General features: G+C 62.2%; 25 protein-coding genes and 1 pseudogene. 10 read left to right on the top strand and 16 right to left on the bottom strand.

Annotated features, from left to right (window positions below):
• The first annotated feature begins 90 nt into the window (after nt 1–90).
• On the top strand, nt 91–1,104 hold the full coding sequence (locus X738_RS71265) for a class I SAM-dependent methyltransferase (RefSeq protein ID WP_023802124.1): 1,014 nt from the start codon (nt 91–93) through the stop codon (nt 1,102–1,104).
• 142 nt (nt 1,105–1,246) lie between these two features.
• Here the strand turns inward: X738_RS71265 and fabI are convergent, their stop codons facing one another.
• The 3 genes from fabI to fabA form a co-directional block, all read right to left on the bottom strand.
• Nucleotides 1,247–2,059 (bottom strand): enoyl-ACP reductase FabI, encoded by an 813-nt coding sequence (gene fabI, locus X738_RS71270; RefSeq protein ID WP_023802125.1) that lies wholly within the window; start codon nt 2,057–2,059, stop codon nt 1,247–1,249.
• 11 nt (nt 2,060–2,070) lie between these two features.
• Nucleotides 2,071–3,291 carry a beta-ketoacyl-ACP synthase I gene (gene fabB / locus X738_RS71275; protein ID WP_023802126.1) on the bottom strand — a complete coding sequence of 407 codons (1,221 nt, stop codon included), beginning with the start codon at nt 3,289–3,291 and terminating at the stop codon, nt 2,071–2,073.
• 113 nt (nt 3,292–3,404) lie between these two features.
• Entirely contained in the window at nt 3,405–3,923 is a 519-nt protein-coding gene (fabA, locus tag X738_RS71280) for a 3-hydroxyacyl-[acyl-carrier-protein] dehydratase FabA (RefSeq protein WP_023802127.1), read from the bottom strand.
• Between the two features lie 242 nt (nt 3,924–4,165).
• On the opposite strand from fabA, the gene irrA reads away from it, so the two are divergent.
• A complete protein-coding gene (gene irrA / locus X738_RS71285; protein WP_023802128.1) occupies nt 4,166–4,597 on the top strand; it encodes an iron response transcriptional regulator IrrA in 432 nt (143 codons plus the stop codon).
• Nucleotides 4,598–4,682: 85 nt separating this feature from the next.
• Here irrA and X738_RS71290 read toward each other — a convergent pair whose 3' ends face one another.
• Nucleotides 4,683–5,240, bottom strand: coding sequence for an SH3 domain-containing protein (locus X738_RS71290; protein WP_023802129.1), 558 nt, complete (start codon nt 5,238–5,240; stop codon nt 4,683–4,685).
• 158 nt (nt 5,241–5,398) lie between these two features.
• On the opposite strand from X738_RS71290, the gene X738_RS71295 reads away from it, so the two are divergent.
• Nucleotides 5,399–6,400 carry a 2-hydroxyacid dehydrogenase gene (locus X738_RS71295; protein ID WP_023802130.1) on the top strand — a complete coding sequence of 334 codons (1,002 nt, stop codon included), beginning with the start codon at nt 5,399–5,401 and terminating at the stop codon, nt 6,398–6,400.
• Between the two features lie 28 nt (nt 6,401–6,428).
• Here the strand turns inward: X738_RS71295 and X738_RS71300 are convergent, their stop codons facing one another.
• The 12 genes from X738_RS71300 to X738_RS71355 form a co-directional block, all read right to left on the bottom strand.
• Nucleotides 6,429–6,911 carry a GNAT family N-acetyltransferase gene (locus X738_RS71300; RefSeq protein ID WP_023802131.1) on the bottom strand — a complete coding sequence of 161 codons (483 nt, stop codon included), beginning with the start codon at nt 6,909–6,911 and terminating at the stop codon, nt 6,429–6,431.
• Between the two features lie 18 nt (nt 6,912–6,929).
• Complete coding sequence (locus tag X738_RS71305) at nt 6,930–7,685, bottom strand: molybdopterin-synthase adenylyltransferase MoeB (RefSeq protein WP_023802132.1); 756 nt, start codon at nt 7,683–7,685, stop codon at nt 6,930–6,932.
• A 323-nt stretch (nt 7,686–8,008) separates the two neighbouring features.
• Complete coding sequence (gene recF, locus X738_RS71310; protein ID WP_023802133.1) at nt 8,009–9,172, bottom strand: DNA replication/repair protein RecF; 1,164 nt, start codon at nt 9,170–9,172, stop codon at nt 8,009–8,011.
• A gap of 130 nt (nt 9,173–9,302) precedes the next feature.
• The gene (dnaN, locus tag X738_RS71315) at nt 9,303–10,421 is read right to left on the bottom strand and encodes a DNA polymerase III subunit beta (protein ID WP_023802134.1); all 1,119 of its coding nucleotides are present in this window, start codon (nt 10,419–10,421) and stop codon (nt 9,303–9,305) included.
• Between the two features lie 323 nt (nt 10,422–10,744).
• On the bottom strand, nt 10,745–12,217 hold the full coding sequence (gene dnaA, locus X738_RS71320; protein ID WP_023802135.1) for a chromosomal replication initiator protein DnaA: 1,473 nt from the start codon (nt 12,215–12,217) through the stop codon (nt 10,745–10,747).
• A 935-nt stretch (nt 12,218–13,152) separates the two neighbouring features.
• Nucleotides 13,153–13,419, bottom strand: a complete 267-nt coding sequence (gene rpsT / locus X738_RS71325) for a 30S ribosomal protein S20 (protein WP_023802137.1) — start codon at nt 13,417–13,419, stop codon at nt 13,153–13,155.
• Between the two features lie 204 nt (nt 13,420–13,623).
• On the bottom strand, nt 13,624–14,397 hold the full coding sequence (locus tag X738_RS71330; protein ID WP_023802138.1) for an enoyl-CoA hydratase: 774 nt from the start codon (nt 14,395–14,397) through the stop codon (nt 13,624–13,626).
• An 82-nt stretch (nt 14,398–14,479) separates the two neighbouring features.
• Nucleotides 14,480–15,388, bottom strand: a complete 909-nt coding sequence (mutM, locus tag X738_RS71335) for a bifunctional DNA-formamidopyrimidine glycosylase/DNA-(apurinic or apyrimidinic site) lyase (RefSeq protein ID WP_023802139.1) — start codon at nt 15,386–15,388, stop codon at nt 14,480–14,482.
• Nucleotides 15,381–16,613, bottom strand: coding sequence for a phosphopentomutase (locus X738_RS71340; RefSeq protein WP_023802140.1), 1,233 nt, complete (start codon nt 16,611–16,613; stop codon nt 15,381–15,383). Before X738_RS71340 ends, mutM begins: the two co-directional genes overlap by 8 nt.
• 234 nt (nt 16,614–16,847) lie before the next feature.
• Nucleotides 16,848–17,468, bottom strand: coding sequence for a TadE/TadG family type IV pilus assembly protein (locus X738_RS71345; RefSeq protein ID WP_023802141.1), 621 nt, complete (start codon nt 17,466–17,468; stop codon nt 16,848–16,850).
• Between the two features lie 35 nt (nt 17,469–17,503).
• Complete coding sequence (locus X738_RS71350; RefSeq protein WP_023802142.1) at nt 17,504–18,061, bottom strand: TadE/TadG family type IV pilus assembly protein; 558 nt, start codon at nt 18,059–18,061, stop codon at nt 17,504–17,506.
• A gap of 153 nt (nt 18,062–18,214) precedes the next feature.
• A complete protein-coding gene (locus X738_RS71355) occupies nt 18,215–18,637 on the bottom strand; it encodes a pilus assembly protein N-terminal domain-containing protein (protein WP_023802143.1) in 423 nt (140 codons plus the stop codon).
• Between the two features lie 366 nt (nt 18,638–19,003).
• Here X738_RS71355 and X738_RS71360 point away from each other — a divergent pair, with 366 nt between their 5' ends.
• From X738_RS71360 to X738_RS71390, 7 genes and pseudogenes are all read left to right on the top strand, one after another.
• A complete protein-coding gene (locus tag X738_RS71360) occupies nt 19,004–19,204 on the top strand; it encodes a Flp family type IVb pilin (protein WP_023802144.1) in 201 nt (66 codons plus the stop codon).
• A 149-nt stretch (nt 19,205–19,353) separates the two neighbouring features.
• Nucleotides 19,354–19,872, top strand: coding sequence for an A24 family peptidase (locus X738_RS71365; RefSeq protein WP_023802145.1), 519 nt, complete (start codon nt 19,354–19,356; stop codon nt 19,870–19,872).
• Between the two features lie 209 nt (nt 19,873–20,081).
• Nucleotides 20,082–20,894 carry a Flp pilus assembly protein CpaB gene (gene cpaB / locus X738_RS71370; RefSeq protein WP_023802146.1) on the top strand — a complete coding sequence of 271 codons (813 nt, stop codon included), beginning with the start codon at nt 20,082–20,084 and terminating at the stop codon, nt 20,892–20,894.
• Nucleotides 20,891–22,408 carry a type II and III secretion system protein family protein gene (locus X738_RS71375; RefSeq protein WP_023802147.1) on the top strand — a complete coding sequence of 506 codons (1,518 nt, stop codon included), beginning with the start codon at nt 20,891–20,893 and terminating at the stop codon, nt 22,406–22,408. Before cpaB ends, X738_RS71375 begins: the two co-directional genes overlap by 4 nt.
• Nucleotides 22,409–22,422: 14 nt before the next feature.
• A pseudogene (locus tag X738_RS71380) lies at nt 22,423–23,227 on the top strand (CpaD family pilus assembly protein).
• Between the two features lie 49 nt (nt 23,228–23,276).
• Nucleotides 23,277–24,560, top strand: coding sequence for an AAA family ATPase (locus X738_RS71385; protein WP_023802149.1), 1,284 nt, complete (start codon nt 23,277–23,279; stop codon nt 24,558–24,560).
• Between the two features lie 29 nt (nt 24,561–24,589).
• Complete coding sequence (locus tag X738_RS71390; RefSeq protein ID WP_023802150.1) at nt 24,590–26,104, top strand: CpaF family protein; 1,515 nt, start codon at nt 24,590–24,592, stop codon at nt 26,102–26,104.
• The last annotated feature ends 23 nt before the right edge of the window (nt 26,105–26,127 follow it).

Here is a 26,127-nt window from a genome sequence, read left to right on the forward strand (position 1 = left end):
CGATCTGACCGAACAATCGAAACGGGCGCGCCGACAGGTCGCGCCCGCTTTCATTTTCTGGTCAAGCCAGCTGCACTTCGAGATCGAAAAATGTCCGCTGAGCCGCTGAAGACACTGTTCCATCCGTTCGAGGCGGAGGCTGTTTCCTTGCCGCGTAAGGGCGAGCGTGTCCTCTTTCTGGGCGCTGAGCCGGGCTTCCGCCTGCCCGAAGGTTTTGATGCAGCACTGCATCTGGTGCAAGGCTTCCGGCCGCACTATCGCGCGCTGCAGGCGGCCGGTTCCTCCGTCACGCCGCGCCTGGAGGGCGAAGGCTTCGATGCGGCATTGGTGCTTGCCGGCCGCCATCGCGGGCAGAACGAATTGCGCATCGCCGAGGCTATCGAGTGTGTGAGGCCGGGCGGATCGATTGTCGTTGCCGGCGCCAAGGACGATGGCATTGCCAGCCTGCGCAAGCGCATCGACGAGCTTGTGCCGCTCGACGGCCATTTGCCGAAACATCACGGCATCGCCTTCTGGTTTCATCAACCTGCCGATGCTGCGCTCGCAACGGCACTTCGCGCCGCCAATCCAGCCCTTCTGGTCGAGGATCGGTTCCGCACCGCGCCAGGCATGTTCTCTTTCGACAAGATCGATGCAGGTTCGAGATTGCTGGTCGACAATCTGCCCGGCGATCTGCGTGGCAGCGTTGCCGATTTCTGCGCCGGCTGGGGCTATGTGGCGGCCGAAATCGCCGCCCGCTCACCTGGCATATCGGCGCTCGATCTCTACGAGGCCGAGTTCGATGCGCTGGAGGCGGCGAAAGGCAATATCGGCAACACAGCGACGGAACCCAATTTCTTCTGGATCGATCTTTTGAGCGAGCCGGTCGAGCGGCGCTATGACGCCATCGCCATGAACCCGCCCTTCCATCGCAGCCGGGCGGCCGAGCCCGAGATCGGCGCCGGCATGATCCGCGCCGCGGCAAAGGCGCTGAAGCCGGGCGGGCGGCTGTTCATGGTGGCGAACCGCCAGCTTCCCTACGAGCCGGTGCTGGCGGCCGCCTTCTCCAGCCATGCCGAGATCGCCCGCGACGGCATGTTCAAGGTTTTCGCGGCGCGCCGCTGAAGGCTGGTTCACGGGACCAATGCATGTCGCGCAAAAGTGCGCAGCGGTTTTGCGATAACGACATGCATAAACAAGAACTTAAAGCGCGTCGCATGAATCCATTCAAACGCGACGCGCTTTAAGGCATCTTCTGCGGCCGAAATTACTCTCGTCCGCTGTCGGTCCGCTTCAGCTCGTCGAGCGCCGGCATCGACACGATGTGGTAGCCGGAATCGACATAGTGGATTTCGCCGGTGACGCCCGACGACAGGTCGGACAGCAGATAGAGCGCGGAACCACCGACTTCGTCGATGGTCACTGTGCGGCGCAGCGGCGAATTGCGCTGCTGGTAGGAAAACATGTGGCGTGCGTCGGAAATCCCGGCGCCGGCCAGTGTCCGCACCGGTCCGGCGGATATGCCGTTCACCCTGATGCCGCGCGGGCCGTAGTCGTTGGCGAGATAGCGGACGCTGGCTTCAAGCCCGGCCTTGGCGACGCCCATGACGTTGTAGTTCGGCATGACGCGGACCGAACCGGCATAGGTCAGTGTGATCATCGAGCCGCCGTCCTTCATCAGCGCGGCCGCATGACGGGCGACCTCGGTGAAGGAATAGCAGGAGATGACCATGGTGCGGACGAAATTGTCGCGGCTGGTGTCGGCGTAAAGGCCTTTCAGCTCGTTCTTGTCGGAAAAGCCGATGGCGTGGACGACGAAGTCCAGGCCGCCCCAGGCCTCGCCCAAGGTCTCGAAGGTAGCGGCAACCGATGCGCTGTCCTCGACGTCGCAAGGCACGACCAGCGAGGAGCCGAGCTTGTCGGCGAGCGGCTTGACCCGGCGCCCGAAGGCTTCGCCCTGATAGGTGAAGGCGAGTTCCGCCCCATGTTCGGACAGTTTCCGGGCGATGCCCCAGGCGATCGAATGGTCGTTGGCGACACCCATGACAAGCCCGCGCTTGCCCTTCATCAATCCGTCCATGGCGGCAGTCCTTATGCGGAATAGCGCTGGAAAATCAGCGTTGCGTTGGTGCCGCCGAAACCGAACGAGTTGGACAAGACGGTGTCGATCCTGGCATCGTCGATGCGCTCTCGCACGATCGGCATACCCTCGAATTCCGGATCGAGCTGCTCGATATGGGCGCTCTCGCCGATGAAGCCGCCTTGCATCATCAGGATCGAGTAGATCGATTCCTGCACGCCGGCCGCACCCAGCGAGTGGCCGGTCAGTGATTTCGTCGAGGTGATGAACGGCATGTTTTCGCCGAACACCTCGCGGATCGCGCCCATTTCCCTGGAATCGCCGACCGGCGTCGAGGTGCCGTGCGTGTTGATGTAGTCGACCGGCGAAGAGACGGTCGCCAGCGCCTGCCGCATGCAGCGCACCGCGCCTTCGCCCGAGGGCGCCACCATGTCGAAGCCGTCCGAGGTCGCGCCATAGCCGACGACCTCGGCGTAGATCTTGGCGCCGCGCGCCTTGGCGTGCTCGAGCTCTTCCAGGACCAGCACGCCGGCGCCGCCGGCAATGACGAAGCCGTCGCGATCGACGTCATAGGCGCGCGAGGCAGCCGATGCCCGGTCGTTGAACTTGGAGGACATGGCGCCCATCGCGTCGAACAGGTCCGACATCGTCCAGTCGAGATCCTCATGGCCGCCGGCGAAGATCATGTCCTGCTTGCCCCACTGGATCAGTTCGTAGCCATTGCCGATGCAATGCGCCGAGGTCGAGCAGGCCGAAGAGATCGAATAATTGACGCCGTGGATCTTGAACCAGGTGGCGAGCGTCGCCGAAGCGGTCGACGACATCGCCTTCGGCACCGCGAACGGGCCGATTCGCTTGGGGCTGCCGTTCTTGAGCGTGGTTTCAGCGGCTTCGACGATGGTTCTGGTCGATGGTCCGCCCGATCCCATGACGATACCTGTGCGCTCATTGGTGATGTCGCTCTCGCCAAGTCCAGCGTCCACGATAGCCTGGTCCATGGCGACATGGTTCCAGGCCGCACCTTGCGACAGGAAGCGCATGGCGCGGCGATCGATCAGCGCCGAGGGGTCGAGCGTCGGCGCTCCCCAGACCTGGCAGCGGAAGCCGTGTTCGGCGAAGGAATCGGAGAAGCTGATGCCGGATCTGGCATCATGCAGCGAGGCCTGCACCTCGTTGGCATTGTTGCCGATCGACGACACGATGCCGAGGCCTGTCACTACGACCCGTCTCATTCGCAACTCCTTCCAGCGCATGAACCCGAAACCTGCCGGACAAGGATGCGCAAATTAAGTTCTACAGCTTCCTTTGCGCCTCCCGCGGGCTCGCCGCGCTGCGCAGGCGCCGGTCAGGCGGCGGCCGATTGCTTGGACAGACCCACCTTGAGATCCGTTGCTGCGTATATGGGTTCGCCATCCGCCTTCAGCCAGCCGTCAGCGATACCCAGCACCAGCCGGCCGCGCATCACGCGCTTGAAATCCACGCCATATTCTACCTTCTTGACCGACGGCGTCACCATGCCTTTGAATTTCACTTCGCCGGTCGACAGCGCCATGCCCTTGCCCGGCTCGCCGAGCCAGCCGAGGTAGAATCCCGTCAATTGCCACATGGCGTCGAGGCCCAGGCATCCCGGCATGATCGGGTTGCCGATGAAGTGGCAGGCGAAAAACCACAGGTCCGGCTTGATGTCGAACTCGGCGCGGATGAAGCCCTTGTCGAAGGCGCCGCCAGTCTCGCTGATTTCGGTGATGCGGTCGAACATCAGCATCGGCGGATAGGGGAGCTGGGCGTTTCCAGGTCCAAACAGCTCGCCGCGGGCGCAGGCAAGCAGTTCCTCGTAATCGTAGCTGGATTTCGAAACCGCCATCAGTCTCCGTCCCCAATAATCGTCCAGGCGGTAGCGCGCCCTTGTCGTTGGTTCCTAACACAATCTATTTCCGGCCGGAAACCGGCGTTTGCGCTTAACCTGCCCGCCTGCCGGGGTCAATGCGCGCTATTGATCGTATTCGGCCGACAGAATATATGTCGGGGGATGTCCAGGTTCGGTCAATGTTCGTTTTTTGCCGTTCTGGGCAGGTCTTGAGGCGAAACTTGAGCTTGGACGGATAGATGGATCTGGGCTGCCGGAAGGAAAATGTCGCTGTGGACAAGCGGGTTCGCGAAGCTGGCCTGAGGCCGACGCGTCAGCGCATTGCGCTGGCCGATCTGCTTTTTGCCAAAGGCGACCGCCATCTGTCGGCCGAGGAACTGCACGAGGAGGCGATCGCCGCTGGCGTGCCGGTATCGCTCGCCACCGTCTACAACGCCCTTCATCAATTCACCCAGGCGGGCCTTCTGCGCATCCTGGCCGTCGAGGGGTCGAAGACCTACTTCGACACCAACACCTCCGATCACCATCATTTCTACATTGAGGGCGAAAACAGGATTTTCGACATCGCCAGCGGTCCTGTCACGGTTTCCAACCTGCCGGAGCCACCGGAGGGGATGGAGATCGCCAATGTCGATATCGTCGTGAGGCTGCGCCCGAAACGCTGCGAGTGATCGGCGCTTTTACGCATGTCGTTATCGCAAAACCGCTGCGCACTTTTGCGCGACATGCCCATCATCCCGAACCGACAGGAAGAGGTCAGTCCTTGACCCGTTCGCCCGGATAGGCGCCCCAGACCAGCGACTGGGCGAGCCAGCCGGTGTGGCCATTGAAGGTCATTTCGCACCATTCGCCGTCACAGGACTTGATCGTGCCCATGGCGCCCGGCTCGACGATTGCGACGATGCCGGCGTCCTTTTGCGGGTCGTCGAGCAGGTTGATTCGGGCATCCTTGCCGCGCTGCCAGGGTGCCACGATCGCCGTGCGGCGACCGGAAAGCAGCGACTGGTTGATCCAGCCTTCCGAGCCATCGGCATCGCGCACACGACGCCAGGTGTCGAATTCCTGGATGATCTCCATCGGCAGGCCGGGCTTCATATACATCCAGTCGACGGAATAGTTGACGCCTGGCCCGACGCGGGAGTTGACGCGGCCGGCTTTCAGGCTGACGAAGCGTGGCAGCGGCAGGCCGCTCGGCCCGAGCGTGACGCTCTGGGTCGGTGCTGCCGCATTCTGTGCCGCCACATCCGGGGAATAAAGCAGAGCGCCGAGAAATGCTGCGCTGAGGGCCAGGCGGAGCGACGCGAAACCAGACACTTTCGTTCCCTTTCGGCGCCGGCTCATCGGCCTTGGCGCCCCTTTTTCTTTGTCTTCGGCGGAACCTCTTGTTACATGGAGAACTGGCACCGCGACCGGCCTGCAGTTTCGCCTGTCTTGGTTAAAGAGGTCTCAACGAGGTCGGGTTCGAGGAAACAATGGTAGGCAGAAAAAGGCCCCTCGTCGTCATCACGCGCAAGCTGCCCGACCCGGTCGAGACCCGCATGCGTGAGTTGTTCGACGCCCGGCTGAATGTCGAAGACCGGCCGATGACGCAGCCGGAACTGGTCGCGGCGGTCAAGGAAGCCGACGTGCTGGTGCCGACCATAACCGATCAAATCGACGCGGCGCTGATCGCCCAGGCCGGCGACAACCTCAAGCTGATCGCCAATTTCGGCAACGGCGTCGACAAGATCGACGTGTCAGCAGCTGCGAAGAAGGGCATTACCGTCACCAACACGCCGAACGTGCTGACCGAAGATACCGCCGACATGACCATGGCGCTGATGCTGGCGGTGCCGCGGCGGCTTGCGGAAGGCGCCAATGTGCTGACCGGCGACAAGAAATGGGCCGGCTGGTCGCCGACCTGGATGCTCGGCCGGCGTATCTGGGGCAAACGCCTCGGCATTGTCGGCATGGGCCGCATCGGCACCGCCGTCGCCCGGCGGGCCAAGGCCTTTGGCCTGTCGATCCACTATCACAACCGCCATCGCGTCCTTGCCGCGGTCGAGGATGAGCTGGAGGCGACCTATTGGGAAAGCCTCGACCAGATGCTTGCCCGCATGGACATCATTTCGGTCAATTGTCCGTCGACGCCGGCGACCTTCCATCTGCTTTCTGCGCGGCGGCTGGCGCTTCTGCAACCGTCCGCTTACATCGTCAACACGGCGCGCGGCGACATCATCGACGAGGACTCCCTGGTCAAGCTGATCCAGGACGGCAAGATCGCCGGCGCCGGGCTCGACGTCTACGAGCATGAGCCGGCGCTGAACAGCAAATTGCTGAAGCTCGCCGCCAAGGGCAAGGTCGTGCTGTTGCCGCATATGGGGTCGGCGACGCTCGAAGGCCGGATCGACATGGGCGAGAAGGTAATCATCAACATCCGCGCCTTCTTCGATGGCCATCGGCCGCCGGATCGCGTGCTGCCGCTACGGACGTGACCGGCTGCCATATTAAGTTAGTGCAGGCTTACGAAATAACCTTGCGCATGGTGATCGAGGTCGGACGGTCATAGCCACTGTGCGCTGTCCGTGCCGTTTCGTGAAAGCCGAGGCGGGCAAAGGCCGCGTGGTTCCCGGTCAGTTCGATCCGCGTCTGAAGCTCGATCGCAGGCTTGCCGCGGTTGCGGGCAAGATCCTCGACAGCTTGCATCAGCCGCCTGGCGATGCCTTGTCCCCGAAAATCCGGTTCGACCGCGAGCTTTCCGACATAGAAATCTCTGGCCCGCTCAAGGACAAAAACGCAGCCGACAATCCTGCCGTCGTTCAGCGCCGCAAAGCCCGTCTCCTGCCGGGCCTTGTCGCGGAGATTTTCGACCGTGAGCCGATGCGCCGAGGATGGCGGATCGATGACGCCGTCCATGGCAGCGAAGGCGCGCATGATCAGCGCCAGCACCTCGTCCCAACGGTCGAAATCGGCCGGAAGCTGCGCGACGGAAACCAGGCTGTCCAAAATCTAGCTACTCTTGTTCTAGCTGCTCTTGTAACGGATCGTGTCGAAGCGGGCTGCCAATGCATCGTAAAGCAGCAGCCGGCCGACCAGCGGTTCGCCGATCCCGGCGATCAGCTTGATCGCCTCCATGGCCTGCAGCGTGCCGACGACGCCGGTCAGCACCCCAAGCACGCCGGCCACGGCACAGGATGGCACCAGGCCGGCCGGCGGTGGTTCCGGAAACAGATCGCGATAGCTCGGATTCGGCCTGCCGTCCGTTCCCGTCTCGAACGGTTTCAGCACGGTCACCGAGCCGTCGAAGCGGCCGACGGCGGCATGGACCAGCGGCCGCTTTTCCACGGCGCAGGCGTCGGCCACCGCATAGCGGGTTTCGAAATTGTCGGAGCCGTCGACAACGATGTCATAACCGGCGACAAGGGCAGGGGCGTTGTCCGCCGTCAGCCTGAGATTGTGCAGTTCCACGGCGACGTTGGGGTTGATGCGGGCGATCGCCGCCTTGGCGCTGTCGGTCTTCGCCATGCCGACAGCGCCGGTGCCGTGGATCACCTGCCGTTGCAGGTTCGACAGCGAGACGCTGTCGTCGTCGACGATGCCGAGTGTGCCAACGCCGGCTGCGGCAAGATATTCAAGCACCGGCGCTCCCAGCCCGCCGGCGCCGATGACCAGGACCCGAGCCCGCTTCAGTCGCTGCTGGCCGGCGCCGCCAATCTCGGGCAGCACGATGTGGCGGGCGTAGCGTTCGAGTTCTTCGTTGGTGAGCGCGGTGGTGATCATCGCCGGACCATATAGCGGGAGAAAAATCTTGTCAGGCGGTAATGCACGTTGCCAAAGCCTGCCATCGGCTTGCCCATCGGGGTGCGCAGCAGTTGAATAGTGTGAATGGTGAATGGTGAATAGTGAATAGTGAACCCTGATGGTTTAGTGATTAGTGATTAGTGATTAGTGATTAGTGATTAGTGATTAGTGATTAGTGAATAATGAATAATGGTGCTCTCACTACCATTCACCATTCACCATTCACCATTCACCATTCACCATTCACCATTCACCATTCACCATTCACCATTCACTACTACTTTTGGCACAATATCCAGAACTCAAACGGTTGGCCCGACCGTGCCATGATCGACGGTCAGGAACTGCGCGCGTCCGTTGAGGCTGGAAAACAGCGCCGCATCGGTTCCGGTCATGAAGGCCTGGCAGTTCAGCTCTTCGAGGATCGAGAACAGCGCGGCGCGTCGGCCCGCGTCGAGATGGGCGGCGATTTCGTCGAGCAGCAGGATCGGCGTCATGCCAGACATCTCGCCGGTCAGCCGGGCGTGCGACAGGACCATGCCGACCAGCAGCGCCTTCTGCTCGCCAGTCGAACAGAGTTCGGCCGGCATCGCCTTTGGCCGGTGCCGCACCACGAGATCCGACCGGTGCGGCCCGTCGAGCGTGCGCCCGGCGGCGCGGTCGCGATCGCGCGCTTCGGCAAGAGTGCGGCGGAACCGCTCCTCGACATCGACAGCCGCGCTGGTTGCGACCTCGCTTTCCAGCGCGCCGGACAGGCCGATGTCGGCTTGCGGAAACGGACCGGAGCTTGGCAGCCTGTCGATCATGGCGGTGAGCAGGCGCACCAGTTCGGCACGCGCCGCGGCAATCGCCACACCGGTTTCGGCCATTTGCGTCTCGATCGCATCGAACCAGGCGCCATCGCGCGAGCCTTCGGCGAGCAGTCGATTGCGGCCGCGCATCGCTTTTTCGTAGTCGAGCGCGCGCTGGCCGTGGCCCGGATCGATCGCCAGCACCTGCCGGTCGAGAAAGCGCCGCCGATCTGCGGCCGGCCCGGTGAACAATGCATCCATCGCCGGTGTCAGCCAGACGACGCGCAACCATTCCAGCATGTCCTCCGCCGAGCGCGCCGCCGCGCCGTTGATCCGCACCCGCCGGCCGCCTTCGGCGGCGTCGCCGCCCGCGATGCCGGTGCCGATCTCGACCGGGCCGACCGGCCCATCGAGCCGGGCATGAATGGCAAAGCCGCCGTCGCCGCCTTCGCGCGCCACGTCGGCATAAGGCGCACGGCGCAGGCCGCGCCCCGGCGTCAACAGGGAGATCGCCTCCAGCAGATTGGTTTTGCCGGCACCATTGTCACCGGAAAAAACCACCGGGCCGGGATCGAGATCGATCGAAAGTGTTGTGTAATTGCGGAAATTGGTAAGCGAAAGCTTACTTATATGAGTCTGCTGATCGCGCTCAGGCTGCTTCGCAACTCCGGTCATGACAGCAAGATGGCCTCGTTCCGGCCTAAAGCGCGCCGCGTTTGACCGGCCTCATGCGACGCGCTTTAGGTTTGTTGTTTTTATCCATGTCGTTATCGCAAAACCGCGGCACACTTTTGCGCGACATGCATCAGACCCGCATCGGCATCAGCACGTAGAGGGTGGTTTCGTCGGCCATGTCGTGGATCAGCGTTGGCGAGCCGGCATCCGCCAGCATGAATTTTGCCTCGGTGCCGGTCAACTGGGCGGCGACGTCGAGCAGATATTTGGCGTTGAAGCCGATTTCGATCGCGTCGGACGAATAATCCGCGGCCAGTTCTTCGGTGGCGCTGCCCGAATCCGGATTATTGACTGCAAGCGTGACCTGGCCTTCTCCAATCGAAAGCTTCACCGCCCGGCCCCGTTCGGACGAAATGGTCGAGACGCGGTCGACGGCGGCGGCGAAACTCTGGCGGTCGATGATCAGCTTCTTGTCGTTGCCGGTCGGGATCACCCGCTGATAGTCCGGGAAGGTGCCGTCGATCAGCTTCGAGGTCAAAACGACGCTGCCGATGGTGAAACGGATCTTGGTGTCGGACAATTCGGTGGTCACCGCGATATCAGGGTCGTCGACGAGCTTTTGCAATTCGCTCACCGTCTTGCGCGGAATGATGATGCCCGGCATGCCTTCCGATCCTGCCGGCGCGTCGATCTCGGCGCGCGCCAGCCGATGGCCGTCGGTCGCTACCGAGCGCAGCTTCAGCTTGCCGTCGGCGTCATGCGTGTGCAGGTAGATGCCGTTCAGGTAGTAGCGCGTCTCTTCGGTGGAGATGGCGAATTGGGTCTTCTCGATCAGGCCCTTGAGCGCGACCGAATCAAGCCGGAAGATATGCGAGAACGATCCGGCCGAAAGCTCCGGGAAATCGGATTGCGGCAGGCACTGCAGGCGGAAGCTCGAGCGGCCCGAGGTCACCGTCATGGCGTTGCCGTCCTCGTCGGTCTTCAGCATGACCTCCGCGCCGTCGGCGAGCTTGCGCACGATGTCGTAGAGCAGGTGCGCCGGGACCGTCGTCGCGCCGCCGCGCTCGACCTTGGCGGGCGTGGCTTCGGTCACCTCCAGGTCGAGGTCGGTCGCCTTCATTTCAAGGGTGGCGCCTTCGGCGCTCAGCAGCACGTTCGACAGGATCGGTATAGTGTTGCGCCGTTCGACCACGCGATGAACGTGGTTGAGCGACTTCAGGAGATTTGACCGTTCCAGGATAACACGCATGACGAAACAGGCTCGCTTGAATGAATGAGCGGGTCTCCGGCAAGCGGCAACCCGCGAAAGGTCTGAACAGGCTCAGAATCTGCACAAACTGACAGGAAAAAACCCGTGAACGCAAGCCCGTGCTGACGGTTCGGGCCGGTTACGCGGGCTTTCTTGGGATAAAACCGGCGAAGCCCGCAAGCCATGCCTGTCGCCCAAAAGCATGCCCTCGGGTCAGGCCCGAGAGTGTGCATGGGCTTTGCGGCAACGACGTGCATAAAGACAGAGATTTCAAGCGCGTTGCAGCCATCCAGACGCGACACGCTTTTGTTTTTTCGGGCCGGTCAGGCCTGGTCGTTGATCAGTCTTCTCAGCAATTCGAGCTCCTGCGCCAGCGTGTTGTCGACGCCTGAAAGATCCTCGATCTTGCGCACGGCGTGCAGCACCGTCGTATGGTCGCGGCCACCGAAACGCCGCCCGATCTCCGGCAAGGAGCGCGGTGTCATCACCTTCGACAGGTACATCGCGACTTGCCGCGGCTTGACGATGGTGCGGGTGCGCCGGTTGGACAGAAGTTCCGTCTTCGACACATTGTAGTGGCGCGCGACGATGCGCTGGATGTCCTCGATGCGCACCCGCTTCGGCTCGCCCGAACGATAGATGTGGCCGAGGATCTCATCGATGCGGTCGATGGTGATCTGCGGTTCGAACGACTGGCGGAACAGAAGCTGGTTGAACGCACCTTCGAGTTCACGCCCGCTGCCGGTCACCGTGCGGGCGACATGGTTGAGGATCTCCTCCGAGATGTCGAGCGATTGATCGTCGGCCTTGGCGGTGGCAAGGCGCAGCTTGAGCATGCCGATCCGCATGGCGAAATCCGGCGCCGACATTTCGAGCGCGACGCCGCCGTTGAGGCGCGAGCGGACGCGGGGCTCCAGTGATTCCAGTTCCGACGGCGGCCGGTCGGCGGCGACCACCACCTGCTTGGCGCTGTCGAGCAGCATGTTGATCAGATGGCAGAATTCATGCTGGATCGACTTGCCCTGCAGGAACTGCATGTCGTCGATGATGAGGAGGTCGATGTCGCGCAACTGTTCCTTCAGCGTCAGCGCGTTGTTGTCGCGGATCGCGGTGGCAAACCGCCACATGAAATATTCGGCCGTGAGATAGACGACGCGCGACTTCGGATTCTGCTTCAGCGATTCCGCCGCGATCGCCTGCAGCAGGTGCGTCTTGCCCAGCCCCACCGTCGCGTGCAGAAACAGCGGATTGAAGCGCACCGCGCTCGACTGCGATTCCGCCACCGCCTTGGCGGCGGCGAAGGCCACCCGGTTTGACGGTCCTTCGATGAAGGAGCCGAACGTGTAGCGCGGGTCAAGCGGCGAACCGAGCACATTGTGCCTGAACTCGGTCTCGGCAGGCATTCCCGGGCGAGGTGCCGGTACCCGCTCCACCCTGCCGGGGGCTGCCGTTCCCGCGGCCAGCGCCGTTTGCGCTTGCCTGGTCATCTTGCGCGCCGGGGCCACTTCGGGCTCGACGCCGTTGCGCCCCGGGCGGGTAGCGGTGCGCACGACGATCTCGATCTTGAGGATTTCAGGGTCCTCGTGTTTCCACAGCTCGGCGATGAGGTCGAGGTAGTGGCCGTTGATCCACGAGCGCAGGAAGGCGGTGGGCACCGAGATGCGGACAATGCCCCGGGACGCCTCGGCGACCTTCATGCGCCCGAACCAGCTCGAATAGACTTCAGTTCCCAGACGCGCCTTCAACTGGGCCTTGACCCGGTCGAACTTTTGTTCCGCGTCGATGGAAGCCGACATAGCGTCCCCTCCGGTTAAGGTCCCAGGGAATGGGAGGTCGCCCGTAAGCTCCCTTTCGATGCCGCTCTGCATGATCGAGTTCCTTGTCCTTTTGTACCTTTTTCCGCCGGGAATGCGCCTCCTGCATCCATGTTTCCGGCGACCGTGTCCTCACAGCGACACCATCGCCGCCGCCGGCAGCTGATGTCGCCTCATTGTCGGGGAACCGGCGCCGGCTCCTCGGAGCCAGCCCGCTTTGGTCATGTCAGGGCAATACAATTCCGCCCGGCGAAACGCCGGCGCGTCATTGATCTGCCATGTACAATTACGCCATTCCCCTACCGTATCGAAAAGGCAAACCAAACCCGTACGCGGAGATGATCCGCGTCATGAATTCTGCCACTTTTTTGCTGGCCGATTCAGGCTGGGTTAAGGGCCAACGGCCCGTCCCTCTCGATAGACAGACCTTAGCGAAATCGCTGTGGATAGGGCAAGGCCACGACTAACGGATTTTTAAGGAATGTGGTTAGCGCAAACGGGTTCGGAGCCTGCGTTGCACTGGCTTGTTTTGACAAACCCATTGTGATTCAAACCCTTTTCCGGCGAATGTGAAAAAGGCCGCGTCGCGCGAAATTTTATCAAATAATTTTCTTGACAGGCAATTGTCCCCCATCCCTCGCACCCGATGTGAACAAGCTGTGGATGACCGTCCGCAACCGTTTGAAAAATAAAGGTGATTTTCGACAGTTGATATTTTCGCCGTGAACGCTTTCAGCGGCTGCGCCTGTCAGCCGGCATGTATATGCCGGCAAAGCAATTCGAACTTCGAAATCGTGCGGGGTGTTGCTTGCGGGCTTTCTTTTTAAGTACTTGCCGGCAAACGAAAAAACCCGGCACGAGCGGCCGGGTCTGAAAAGGACAAGTTTAGTAAAGGTATATCAGCCCGGATATCCGGGTTAGGCCGACAACACCTTGAGGCGCTGGGCCAGGCGCGACACCTTGCGGGATGCCGTATTCTTGTGCACCACGCCCTTGCTCGCGGCGCGCATCAATTCCGGCTCAGCCACCTTGAAAGCAGCCTGCGCGGCCGCCTTGTCGCCCGAGGCGAGCGCCTCTTCGACCTGGCGGATGTAGGTCCGCACGCGCGAGCGGCGGTTCTTGTTGATCGCCGTGCGGCGGGCGATCTTGCGCGTTGCCTTTTTGGCCGAGGAGGTATTGGCCATGATGCCTCTCTTCTGATCTGGTGGGCGCATGCGGGATGCCGCAAGGCGCAAAAAACAAACGGGCAGCCACAGGGCCGCCTCGGTTGGTGCGGCTTATAGTTCAGCTTTTCCGGCGCGTCAACGCTGCTTCGCCTTCTTTTTGGGCCGCTGCTGTCGCTCGCTCCCGGCTGATGTCGTCGCCATCTACCAGTTCGAGAAATTTGGCTACCGGTTCGAGAAATTTGGCTTCCGCTTCTCGACAAAGGCCGCCATGCCTTCCTTCTGGTCATCGAGCGCAAACAGTGAGTGAAACAGCCGGCGCTCGAACCGCAGCCCCTCGGTCAGTGTCGTTTCATAGGCGCGGTTGACGGCCTCTTTCGCCATCATCACCGACGGCAGCGAAAAATCGGCTATCTTGGCCGCCGCCTTCAACGCCTCCTCGAGCAATTCGCCGGCGGGCACGACACGCGACACCAGGCCGCAACGCTCGGCTTCCGCCGCATCCATCATCCGTCCGGTCAGGCACATGTCCATCGCCTTCGACTTGCCGACGAAACGGGTCAGGCGCTGCGATCCGCCCATGCCCGGCATCACGCCGAGCGTGATCTCGGGCTGGCCGAACTTGGCGTTGTCGGCGGCGATGATGAAATCGCACATCATCGCCAGTTCGCAGCCGCCGCCGAGCGCATAGCCGGCCACCGCCGCGATGACAGGCTTGCGCACCCGGGTGAGCTCTTCCCAGCCGATAAAGAAATCCTGCACATAGGCGTCGACAAAGGAGATCGCCTGCATTTCCTTGATGTCGGCACCTGCCGCGAAGGCTTTTTCGGAGCCGGTGATGACCATCGCGCCGATGTCGGCATTCGCGCAGAAGCCGTTCACGGCCACGACCACGTCCGCCAGGACCTGCGAGTTCAGCGCATTGAGCGCCTTCGGCCGGTTCAGCGTGATCAGCCCGACCTTGCCGCGGGTTTCGACGATAATCGTTTCATAGGCCATGACTGTATCTCCTCACTCGGTCATCTCCTTGCATCAGGCGTCCAACTCACACCCGGCACCTGGCTTACACCCCCCACCTAAGTCACAACTGACAGCTCCGGCAATAGAAGGTGGAACGCCCGCTTTGCACGATGCGCTCTATATGGCCGCCGCAGCCGTGCTTGGGGCAGGCCTCGCCCTCGCGATCATAGACGGCGAACGAATGCTGGAAGTAGCCCAGAGACCCGTCGGTCTGCACGTAGTCGCGCAGCGACGATCCGCCGGCGGCGATCGCATCGGCGATCACCGCGCGGATTGCTTCGGCCAGGGCGTCGCGCTGCTGTTTGGCCTTCTTTCCAGGCTTTGCGATGGTGCCTGCCTCGCGCAACGGCGACAGGCCGGCGCGCCACAGCGCCTCCGACACATAGATATTGCCGAGCCCGGCGATCAGCCGCTGATCGAGAAGTGCTGCCTTTAGCGGCGACTTCCGGCCTTTCAGCAGCGAGGCGAGCAGTTCGCCGTCCAACGCATTGCCTGTCGGCTCGACGCCAAGCCCCGCCAGCATCGGATGCGTGTCAGGCGCTCCTTCGGAAAACAGCATGAAGCCGAAACGGCGCGGATCGTTGAAGGTCACCCGGGACCGGGCGCCTTGGGGGGAGACGATATGGAAGACGACATGGTCGTGCACTGCTCTCTTCGGGCGCTCATGATAAAACGCGCCCAGCATGTCGCTGCTGTCGGGTAGTTCGCTGCCATCGGAGGTCTCGATGCGGAACGAGCCCGACATGCCGAGATGGCAGATCAGCACCGGACCGCCTTCCAGGTGCATCGTCAGGTATTTGGCCCGGCGGCCGAGCGCCGTAATCGTCTTGCCGGTCAGCCTCTCCAAAAAATTCTCGGGAAATGGAAAGCGCAGGTCGGGCCGGCGCGCCTCGACGCGGGCGATGCGGGCGCCTTCCAGAACCGGCTGCAGGCCCCGCCGCACCATTTCGACCTCAGGCAACTCAGGCATGGCCGCCTATCGCTGTGTAGAAGGAGGTGCCGTGACGGCCGCGTGCCAACCCAAGATGCTCGGCGACGGTTTCACCGATGTCGGCGAACGTCGCTCTCAGCCCGATGTCGCCGCCAAAGCCCGGTCCGGTGCCGATCACCGGAATGCGTTCGCGCGTATGATCGGTGCCGTGCCAGGTCGGATCGTTGCCATGGTCGGCCGTGAGGATGAGAAGGTCGCCTTCCCTGAGCCGTGCAAGCGCCTCCGGCAGCCGCCGGTCGAAGGCCTCGAGCGCAGCGGCATAGCCGGCAACGTCGCGCCGATGGCCGAACTCGGTGTCGAAATCGACGAAATTGGCGAAGACGAGATCGCCGTCGCCCGCGTCGTCCATCGCGCCGAGCGCCTTGTCGAACATCGCCATGTTGCCGGCGGCCTTGCGCACTTCCGAAATGCCGCGATGGGCGAAGATGTCGCCGATCTTGCCGACCGCGATCACCCGGCTGCCGTGCGCCGTCAGCCGGTCGAGCAGGGTCGGTTCGGGCGGCGGCACCGAATAGTCCCGGCGGTTGTGCGTCCGTTCGAAGCTGGCGGCGGTTTCGCCAATGAAAGGCCGCGCGATCACCCGTCCGATGTTCAGGGGATCTACCAGCCTGCGCACCACCTTGCAGAATTCGTAGAGCCGCTCCAGGCCGAAGTGAACTTCATGCGCGGCGATCTGCAGGACGGAGTCGACCGAAGTGTAGCAGATCGGCTTGCCGGTGCGGACATGCTCCTCGCCGTACCGCTCGATGATCTCGGTGCCCGGAGCATGGCAATTGCCGAGAATGCCCGGCACCTTTCCTTCGCGAATGATCGCTTCGGTCAGGTCGGCTGGAAAGGCGGGAACCGTGTCCGGGAAATAGCCCCAGTCGAAGCGGACCGGCAAGGCGGCGATTTCCCAATGGCCTGACGGCGTGTCCTTGCCGCTGGAAATCTCCTGCGCCGCGCCGTGGAAGGCGGAGGCAAGCAGGCCGCCGCTGTCGAAGCAGAATCCTGTCGCGGTTTTCGCCGCGTGCGCCAGGCCGAGCGAGAGCATGTTGGGTACGAAAAGCGGGCCTTTGCGCAGCCCCTCGCGATCCGCCCGGCCTTCCGCGCAGGCTCGAGCGATGTGTCCGAACGTGTTGGAACCGGTGTCGCCATAGCGCTCGGCGTCGGCCGCGCCGCCGATGCCGAAGGAATCGAGAACAAAAAGGAAGGCGCGCGCCATTGCAGGGGATCATTATTATCGTTTGTCTGTCCGCCCAGACATAGGCGGCCGCGCCGCCATTGGCAATTCGGAACCAGACGGCTGTGTGCACATCCGGGCGCGATGGTAGAATTGTCGCCGGCATCGGCGTGGATCGACGGAAACGAGAGGGAACTCACATGCGACATGCAAGGCATCCGCGGCTATCGTGCGCCTGGTGTCAGGCCGATAGCAATGGCGATCGGGCGCCGTCGTTCAGCAGGTGTCGCAGGTAATCGTCGGGCTCCTGCGGGGCCTGAGATAATAAGTTTCGCCCATCGATATCGAGTTGAAAGCCGAACTGAAGCCAAGCCGCTTTTCACTATCCGCCGACCAGGTGATGATCGGCTCGTATGCCAGATTGCTTTCGACGCGAACGAGAAACGTGCCCTTGACCTCGAGCTGCGGTGCAACCGTGGTGACGGAGTTTTTGGCGGCGCCAGCGCGGAAGGCATCGCCGACCATCTTGCGTGACCAAGCGACCAACACCCGCGGCGTCGGCTCGTTCGTGACCTCTATTGCGGTGATGGTGATTTCCGGGGTCGATCGGTTGTACGGCTGAAGGGTGGAGTTGCCGATCTGCATGATCGCATCGAGTTCGGCCGGCGTGACGGTCTGCTGCTGGGTGACGAGATCCGCCACCATGCTGCCGATGCGACTGACCTTCTTGTTGGTCTCGATGGCTTGCGAGGCTTCCATGGTCAAGAAGTACATCATCAGCAGGACGGGCACGATGAAGGCAAACTCAACCGCCGCGACACCGCGGCGATCACGGCAGAACCGTATGGCTTTCGCGCAGATCCCAGCGGTCCTCATATGTGCCCCCGCACGCCCCATGCTATCGTCCTTTTCCCACGCAGCGGTTTGCATTTTCAGTCGTCGAACGGCTCGTTCTTCCAGGTCATCGATGCGAAATGCAGCGTGTTGCCGTCTTTCAGATTGGCCATCGACTTGGCCATGAAATCGGTCATGACGGGCCATTTGTAAAAAACCCGCAGCATGTTTATCGATTCAGCCAAGCCGGGGGATACCGTAAAAGTCGAGGGGGTCGTACCGGTCAACGCGATTTCGCCGTCTTGGATATTGAAGCCCGCCTGGGCCGCAGCGGCGAAGCTCGGATACGCGCGCAGATCCACTTCCAATCCCGGGCAGTCCTTGGCGACCATGATCTCCAGCCGGCTGCAGATCATGGACTTCAGCGTCGCCTCGGTCACGTTGGCCTGCCTTATCTGGCCAGTCCGCAGCTGGCGCGCGACATCGTCGGTGATATTGGCCATCACCTCTTGCCCGGCAAATGAAATGCAGCTCTCCAGTATGGCAAAGACGAGGAGCGCAAATGGCACCGCAAGCATCGCGAACTCCAAAGCGGTGCTGCCGCGCCGGTCGCCAAGGAAGCGCGCTGAAAGGCTTGATCGTCCTGCTTTGCTCATGTCCCGTGCCTGCCGATCCCTTAGGGGGTGTCGGGCAACATTAGCGCAAACCCATTGAAGTGCGGTTTTGATGATCGTTAAATTCGAAGGGGAGGTTTTAACAGGCCGAGTAACCGAAGCGGCTTTTTCAGCGAGACGAAACGGTCGGGTCGCTTACTGGCCGGCGCTCATCTCGGCTTCCGAGGTCTTCTCCGCCTCGCTTTTATATGAGCTTTCGCAATACGGCGTGCACGACATGGTCTGTATTTCGGCGCGTCGATAGATGCGCACCGAGGACGCGTCCTGTCGCACGACGGTGATCTGCTCGTCGACGATCGGACGGCCCTCCTGATCGAGGACGACGAGATTGGTGACGCCGAAGCCCTTGCCCGTCAGCACGATCGTCGAAGCATCCTGCACCGAGGCGTCGGCGATCGCCGGATTGCCGACGACGATCGTATCGGCAGCGCGCGACAATTTGACGATCTTCGCCTGGTTCATGGTGACCTCGATGCCTGCGCCGGCCTTGGCCGGCACGATAAGAGCCGTGGCGGCAAGCAGCGCGGCAATCGGAAAGGACGATCTCGGCCCGGTCATTGAAGCGCTCCACGGCGGCAATTTGCTCAACGGAACATGAACGAGATTGGTGAAGCAAGGGTTAAGCGGAGGGGAGCCGTGATGATGTCGGGCTCGGCCCTTTGATCGCCTGGAGCTGGGATCGCCAGGAGCGGCCCGCCCTTTCTCAGGTCGCTAAATTGCGCCTTTCGCAGCCTGCTGCGCCTGTCGGGTCCATAGGCGTCACTTAGTCTACGGTTAACCACGCAATGTCATCGAAGCCGGAAAGGAATCGGTAAGGCTGTTTATTAAGCCGATTGAAAGAGCTTCTCGATAGATTGGCAGTATCCGATCAGCCAACAGAGAAGTTGACGGAATTGCTGTAACACCTGGAGTAGGAGCTCTTGAATGTCTAATCTCATTGCACGTTTTGTGAAGGACGAATCCGGCGCGACCGCCATCGAATACGGTCTGATCGCCGCCCTCATCGCGCTCGCCATCATGGTCGGCGCCGGCCAGCTCGGCACTGCCCTGGACACCAAGTTCCAGGCTATCGGAACCGCGGTGACCAACGCCCCCACCGGCACCCCGCCCGCCGCAACCCCCTGATAACGGCGTTCAGTTGTTTCCAGATAGGGCCGCCGCACTGGCGGCCCTTATCCAATCATGCCGCACGATTTGAATTTTCGGCCTCATCAATCGTTAATCGGACATGCCTAGGCTGAGACCAGCACAGTTCGACCACAGGCGCCACGCCCATGCTTGAAGCCCTGATCTTCGTTGTCTTTCCGTTCTGCATGCTTTTCGCCGCGATCTCCGACATGCTGTCGATGACGATCGCCAATCGCGTGCCGGTTCTGCTTGTCGCCGTCTTCGCCCTGGTCGCGCCGCTGACCGGCATGGACTGGGCAAGCTATGGCTGGCATTTTGCCGCCGGCGGCCTGGTCCTCGCCGTGACCTTCGGGCTGTTCGCGCTCGGCGGCATGGGCGGCGGCGACGCCAAGCTGCTGGCCGCCAGCGCCGTCTGGATGGGGCTGAACATCCACCTCGTCGAATACCTCCTGGTCTCGACCGTCATCGGCGGCCTGCTGACGCTCGCCATCCTCGTCTATCGGAAATCACCGCTTGCGGCCGTCACCAGCCACAATCCGTTTTTACGCCATTTCGCCGACGAGACATCAGGCGTTCCCTATGGCATCGCGCTTGGCATTGGCGGCCTGCTCACCTTTCCGGCTTCGCCGTTGATGGCATGGGCGCTCGCAAGCCTGGCAGGCTGATTCTTCCCGCGTCAGGCCAGCCTACCACATTCGATTTGGCGTTGGAGCAGGCGGCTTGGCCGCCTTTATTGCTGGCCGGACCGGATGCCTCAAATTTATGTAAACCTTAAATTAATCACGATCGTAAGTATTAAATTAACCTTGTTTTGACGATTGCCGCTGCAAGGTCCGGCTTGGCTAGGTTGTTTGCCAAGGCGAGGTTCGGACAGATGCCAGCATCCCGACTGATCATTCTAGGCGTGGCGGTGGCCGCGGCGGGTGGCGCAGGATATGTCGCAAAAAACATGGTGGCGGCGCCGCCGCCTCAAATCGTCGATTCCGGCCCCGAGGCGCCGGCAATCGCGTTGCAGGACGTGCTTGTCCTGTCGGGCGACGTTCCGATGGGCAGTCCGCTGGAGAACAACATCAGTTGGCAGTCCTGGCCGGCCGACGGCATCAACGCGAATTTCATAACCCGCGCCGCGGAGCCCGATGCGTTGGAGAAGCTGAAAGGCGGCGTCGCCCGCGTGGCGATGTATGCCGGTGAGCCGTTGCGGCGCTCCAAGCTGATCGGCGAGGGACAGAGCTTCATGTCGTCGATCCTGCCCTCCGGCATGCGGGCCGTCGCCACAGCCGTATCGGCCGACACGTCGGCCGGCGGCTTCATTCTTCCCAACGATTTCGTCGACGTCATCATGACCCGCAGAGCCGATCCGGCGGCCGGCGGCAGCGGTTTTACCACCGAGACCATCCTCAAGAACATTCGCGTCCTGGCGATCGACCAGACCATCCAGGAGGACGAGGAAGGCAAGCGGACCAGGGTCGGCCAGACCGCCACCCTGGAACTGACACCGCAGCAGGCGGAAATCATCACCGTCGCCCAGCAGATGGCGGATCGGCTGACGTTGGCGCTGCGGTCGATCACCGACACCCAGGAGAAGAACCTGGGCGAGGCCGACTATCTCGTTTCCGGCAATGGCCGGCGCGGGACAGTGCGCCTGATCAAGTCGGGCGAAGTTTCAGAAGTGGGAGCAAGGCAATGAGGTTAAACGCTCCGGTCACACTGGCTGCGGCAATCGGCCTGTTCCTGCTTGCATCGAATGCGCATGGCCCCCTCGAGGCGAATGCGGCAGGCGCCGAGGTGTCGGCTTCGACCGCCACCCAGCGCGTCAAGCTCGGTCTCAACAAGTCGGTGGTCATCGACCTGCCGAGCGATGCCTACGATATTCTCGTCGCCAACCCGGCGGTCGCCGATGCGGTGACCCGCACCGCGAGGCGCATCTATCTCTTCGGAAAGGCGGTCGGCGACACCAACATCTTCGTCTTCGGCCCTAATGGCGAACAGATCGTCAGCCTGGATCTGGCGGTCGAACGCGACGTCGCCGGACTGGAAGACTATATCAGGCGCTTCATACCGTCTTCGAGCATCACGGTCGAATTGCTGAACGACAACGTCGTCCTGACCGGAACCGTGGACACTCCGCTGGATGCCAAGCGCGCGGTCGATCTGGCCACCATCTTCGTGTCCGGCGGTGAAGCGACCACGGGGCAGTATTCGCAGACCGCCTCCGGCGGCTCGGCCGAAGCCGGTGTCGACATCGACAATCCGGATTCCGAGCGTCGCGTCAGCCAGATCGTCAACCTCTTGCAGATCATCGGCGACGACCAGGTGACGCTGAAGGTGACGGTGGCCGAGGTCAGCCGCTCGGTGATGAAGCAGCTCGGCGTCAATCTGATCGGCAGCGGCAGCAGCAACGGCATCAGTTGGGCCGCGGTAAGCGACAACTTCACCGGCCTGGGCAAGTCGCTGTCGAACTCTGGCCTCGCCATCGGCACCTCGACGCTGGACGCCTACATCAACGCCATGGAGCAGTCAGGCGTCATGAAAACCCTGGCCGAGCCGACGTTGACGGCCGTATCCGGCGAGAAAGCGACCTTCAAAGTCGGTGGCGAGTACAATATGGTGACCGGCGTTTCCCAAGCCGTGTCCGACGATAACCAGACCGGTGTGAAGACGTATGACGTCGAGAAGCTCGAATACGGCATTGGCCTGGAATTCCAGCCGGTGGTGCTGTCTCCCGGCCGCATCAGCCTGAAGGTCAGGACTTCGGTTTCCGAGCCGACGACGGAGGGATCGGTATCCTTGTCCGAGGGTGTGACAAGCCCCGGCACGAACGTCCTGTCGCTCCGCAAACGCTTGGCCGACACGACGGTGGAGTTGCCTTCCGGCGGCTCGATGATGATCGCCGGCCTGGTACGGGATGACATCAGGCAGGCCGTCAACGGCCTGCCTGGGCTGACCAAAATTCCGGTGCTCGGCACGCTGTTCCGCAGCCGGGACTTCGTCCGCAACGAGACCGAGCTCGTCATCATCATCACGCCCTATCTGGTGAAGCCGGTGACGCGCAACGCCCTTGCCAAGCCGGATGACAATTTCAACGCGGCCAGCGATGGCGCCGGCATGTTCCTTGGCCGTGTCAATCGCGTCTACGGCACCATGCAGACCGACAAGCCCAACGGCCGTTATCACGGCGTTGTCGGCTTCATCTACAAGTAAGCGGGGAAGCGGACATGTCTCAGTCAGCGTTGAAGCCAAGGACGATCACCGCAGCGATGCGGTCCGGCCGTTCGCGGATCTGCCTGCCGGTCCTGGCGGTTGCGGTCGCCGCATTGCTGGCGGGCTGCGCCAACCGGGACAGCATCACGGTCGGCGCTGTTCCGGACGACTATCNTTGCGGTCGCCGCATTGCTGGCGGGCTGCGCCAACCGGGACAGCATCACGGTCGGCGCTGTTCCGGACGACTATCGCACCAACCATCCGATCGTCATTGCGGAGAAAAACCAGAAGATCGACCTTCCGGTCGGCGCCGGCGATCGCGGCATGACCGGGTCGCAGCGCGACACGCTTCTCGGCTTCCTGGATGGCTATGACAAGAGCGCCGCTCCGACCCTGACGATCTCGATCCCGAGCGGTTCGGCCAACGAGATCGCCGCGACCGCGGCCGGTCGCGATTTCGCCAGGCTTGCGATTGCCAGCGGCATCAGCCGCAACCGGATCGTCATCACCACCTACCAGTCGGTTTCGGCCGAAGCATCCGCGCCGATCCGCGTCGCCTATGTCTTGGTGAAGGCGCAGACCGACAGATGCGGACGCTGGCCCGAAGACTTGATGCAGACCTCGGAAAACAAGCACTATGCCGATTTCGGCTGCTCGTATCAGAACAATCTTGCCGCCCAGATCGCAAATCCGACCGATCTGCTCGGGCCGCGCAAGCAATCCGATATCGACGCGGAAAATCGCGGTGCGGTAGTCGACGTCTACCGCCAGCGAGGCATTTCGGACGAATTCCTCGGCAATTCGGAAGTCGATTATTGAGCTCGAGCCGCCCAAGTCACGGGAAGACAAGTCACGGAAAGAAATGACGATGAGCAACCTTGCCTACGACACGGGGATAGATGGCGGCGACACCTCGCAGCAGGACATCGCCGCCATGCAGGCGTTGCGGCCGATTCCGCGCATCTCGATCCAGGCATTTTGCGAGACCGACGGCGTTGCCAATCCGGTCGAGCGCGCCGGCGAGGATCGCCGCATGGCGAAGGCCCATCTGAAGGTCCATATGGGCGGCGTCGCCACCGCCATCGAATTCTACCAATCGGCGCCGACACCGAACCTGATCCTGCTGGAATCGCGCAGCGAGCCGAAACAATTGCTCGAGCAGCTGACGCAGCTCTCCGAATATTGCGATCCGACCTCGAAGGTCGTGGTCATCGGCCACTACAATGATGTCGGGCTCTATCGCGAGCTCATCCGCTCCGGCATTTCCGAATATGTCATCGCGCCGGTATCGATGGCCGATATCGTCAGCGTGATATCGACGATTTTCGTTGATCCGGAAGCCGAGCCGATCGGCCGCTCGATCGCCTTCATCGGCGCCAAGGGTGGCGTCGGCTCCTCGACCATTGCCCATAATGTGGCCTGGGCGATGTCGTCGCTGTTCAAGTCCGAAGTGGTTGTCGCCGATCTCGACCTGGCTTTCGGAACGGCCAACATCAATTTCGATCAGGATCCGGCGCAAGGCATTGCCGAAGCCGTTTTCTCACCGGAGCGCCTCGACGAGGTCTATCTCGATCGGCTGCTTGCCCAGTGCGCCGAGCACCTGTCGCTGCTTGCAGCGCCTTCAACGCTCGATCGGGTCTACGATTTCGATCCAGACGCTTTCACCCAGCTTATCGACACGGCGCAGCGCAGCGTGCCGCTGCTGGTGCTCGATGTTCCGCACATCTGGACGGGCTGGACCAAGAACATACTGGTCAAAGCCGACGAGATCGTGATCACGGCGACGCCGGAGCTGGCCAATTTGCGCAACACCAAGAATCTGGCCGACATGTTCAAGCGGCTTCGCCCGAACGATCCGCCGCCGAAGCTGATCATCAATCAGGCCGGCGTGCCGAAGCGCCCGGAGATTTCGTCGTCCGACTTCGCCGACTCGCTCGGCCTGTCGCCGATGTCGGTCATTGCTTTCGAGCCGCTGCTGTTCGGAAACGCCGCCAACAACGGGCGCATGCTCGGCGAAATGGATGCCAGGAACCCGGTTGTCGGCATTATCAACGAGATTGCGCATGTGCTGACCGGGCGCAGCGAAATCAAGGCAAGAAAGAAAGCGGGCCTCGGCAATCTCCTTGGCAAGCTCTCGCGCGGCAAGAAGTGATGCTTCCGGAGCGGAATTGGTAATCGATCATGTTTGGTAAAAGAGGCAGCGACGACGGCAGCCGATTCACCCCGGAATTCCGTCAGCCGGCACCTGCGCCTGCCGCGCCGGCGGCAAAACCTGCGGAAACGGCGGTTCTTGCCAAGCCCGCACCGCCGCCATCTGGCACACCTGGCGCGTCTGCTGCGCCGCCGCCCGTGCGCCGTGCGGTCGAGGCGCCGCCATTGACCCCTGAGCCGAAAAAGCTCCAGCGCCAGAAGAGCGAAACCTATTACGACACCAAGAGCCAGGTCTTTGCCGCGCTCATCGACACCATCGACCTGTCGCAGCTCGCCAAGCTCGATCCCGAAAGCGCGCGCGAGGAAATCCGCGACATCGTCAACGACATCATCGCGATCAAGAATTTCGCGATGTCGATCGCCGAGCAGGAAGAACTGCTCGAGGACATCTGCAATGACGTGCTCGGTTACGGGCCACTGGAGCCGTTGCTCGCTCGCGACGACATCGCCGACATCATGGTCAACGGCTCCAAGGACGTCTATATCGAGGTCAACGGCAAGGTCGAGCAGACCGGCATCCGTTTCCGCGACAATCAGCAGCTCCTCAACATCTGTCAGCGCATCGTCAGCCAGGTTGGCCGCCGCGTCGATGAATCGAGCCCGATCTGCGACGCGCGCCTTCCCGACGGCTCCCGCGTCAACGTCATCGCGCCGCCGCTCGCCATCGACGGCGCCGCTCTCACCATCCGCAAGTTCAAGAAGGACAAGCTGACACTCGACCAGCTGGTCAAGTTCGGCGCCATTTCGCCGCCCGGCGCCGAGATTCTCAAGATCATTGGCCGCGTCCGCTGCAACATCGTCATTTCAGGCGGTACCGGTTCGGGCAAGACGACGCTGCTCAATTGCCTGACCAACTATATCGACCGCGATGAGCGCGTCATCACCTGCGAGGACTCGGCCGAGCTGCAACTGCAGCAGCCGCATGTCGTGCGTCTGGAAACCCGCCCGCCCAACCTCGAGGGCGAGGGCGAGGTGACCATGCGCGATCTTGTCAAGAACTGCCTGCGCATGCGGCCCGAGCGCATCATCGTCGGCGAAGTGCGCGGACCTGAAGTGTTCGATCTTCTGCAGGCGATGAACACCGGCCATGACGGCTCGATGGGCACGATCCACTCGAACAGCCCGCGCGAATGCCTGAACCGCATCGAATCGATGATCGCGATGGGCGGTTACACGCTGCCGCAGAAAACCGTGCGTGAAATCGTGGTCGGTTCCGTCGACGTGATCATCCAGGCCGCACGCCTGCGCGACGGATCGCGGCGCATCACCCACATCACCGAGGTGATCGGAATGGAGGGCGACGTCATCATCACGCAGGACATCGTTCTCTACAACATCAAAGGCGAGGACGCGAACGGCAGGCTGCTGGGCGAGCACGTTTCGACAGGCATCGGTCGTCCGCATTTCTGGGAGCGCGCCCGCTACTATGGCGAGGAACAGCGCCTCGCCAATGCGCTCGAGGCGATGGAGAAACGCGCTGACTGATCCATTTGGAGGCGTGGGGGCCA

Source organism: Mesorhizobium sp. L48C026A00, from assembly GCF_000502375.1.
Classification (GTDB): domain Bacteria; phylum Pseudomonadota; class Alphaproteobacteria; order Rhizobiales; family Rhizobiaceae; genus Mesorhizobium; species Mesorhizobium muleiense.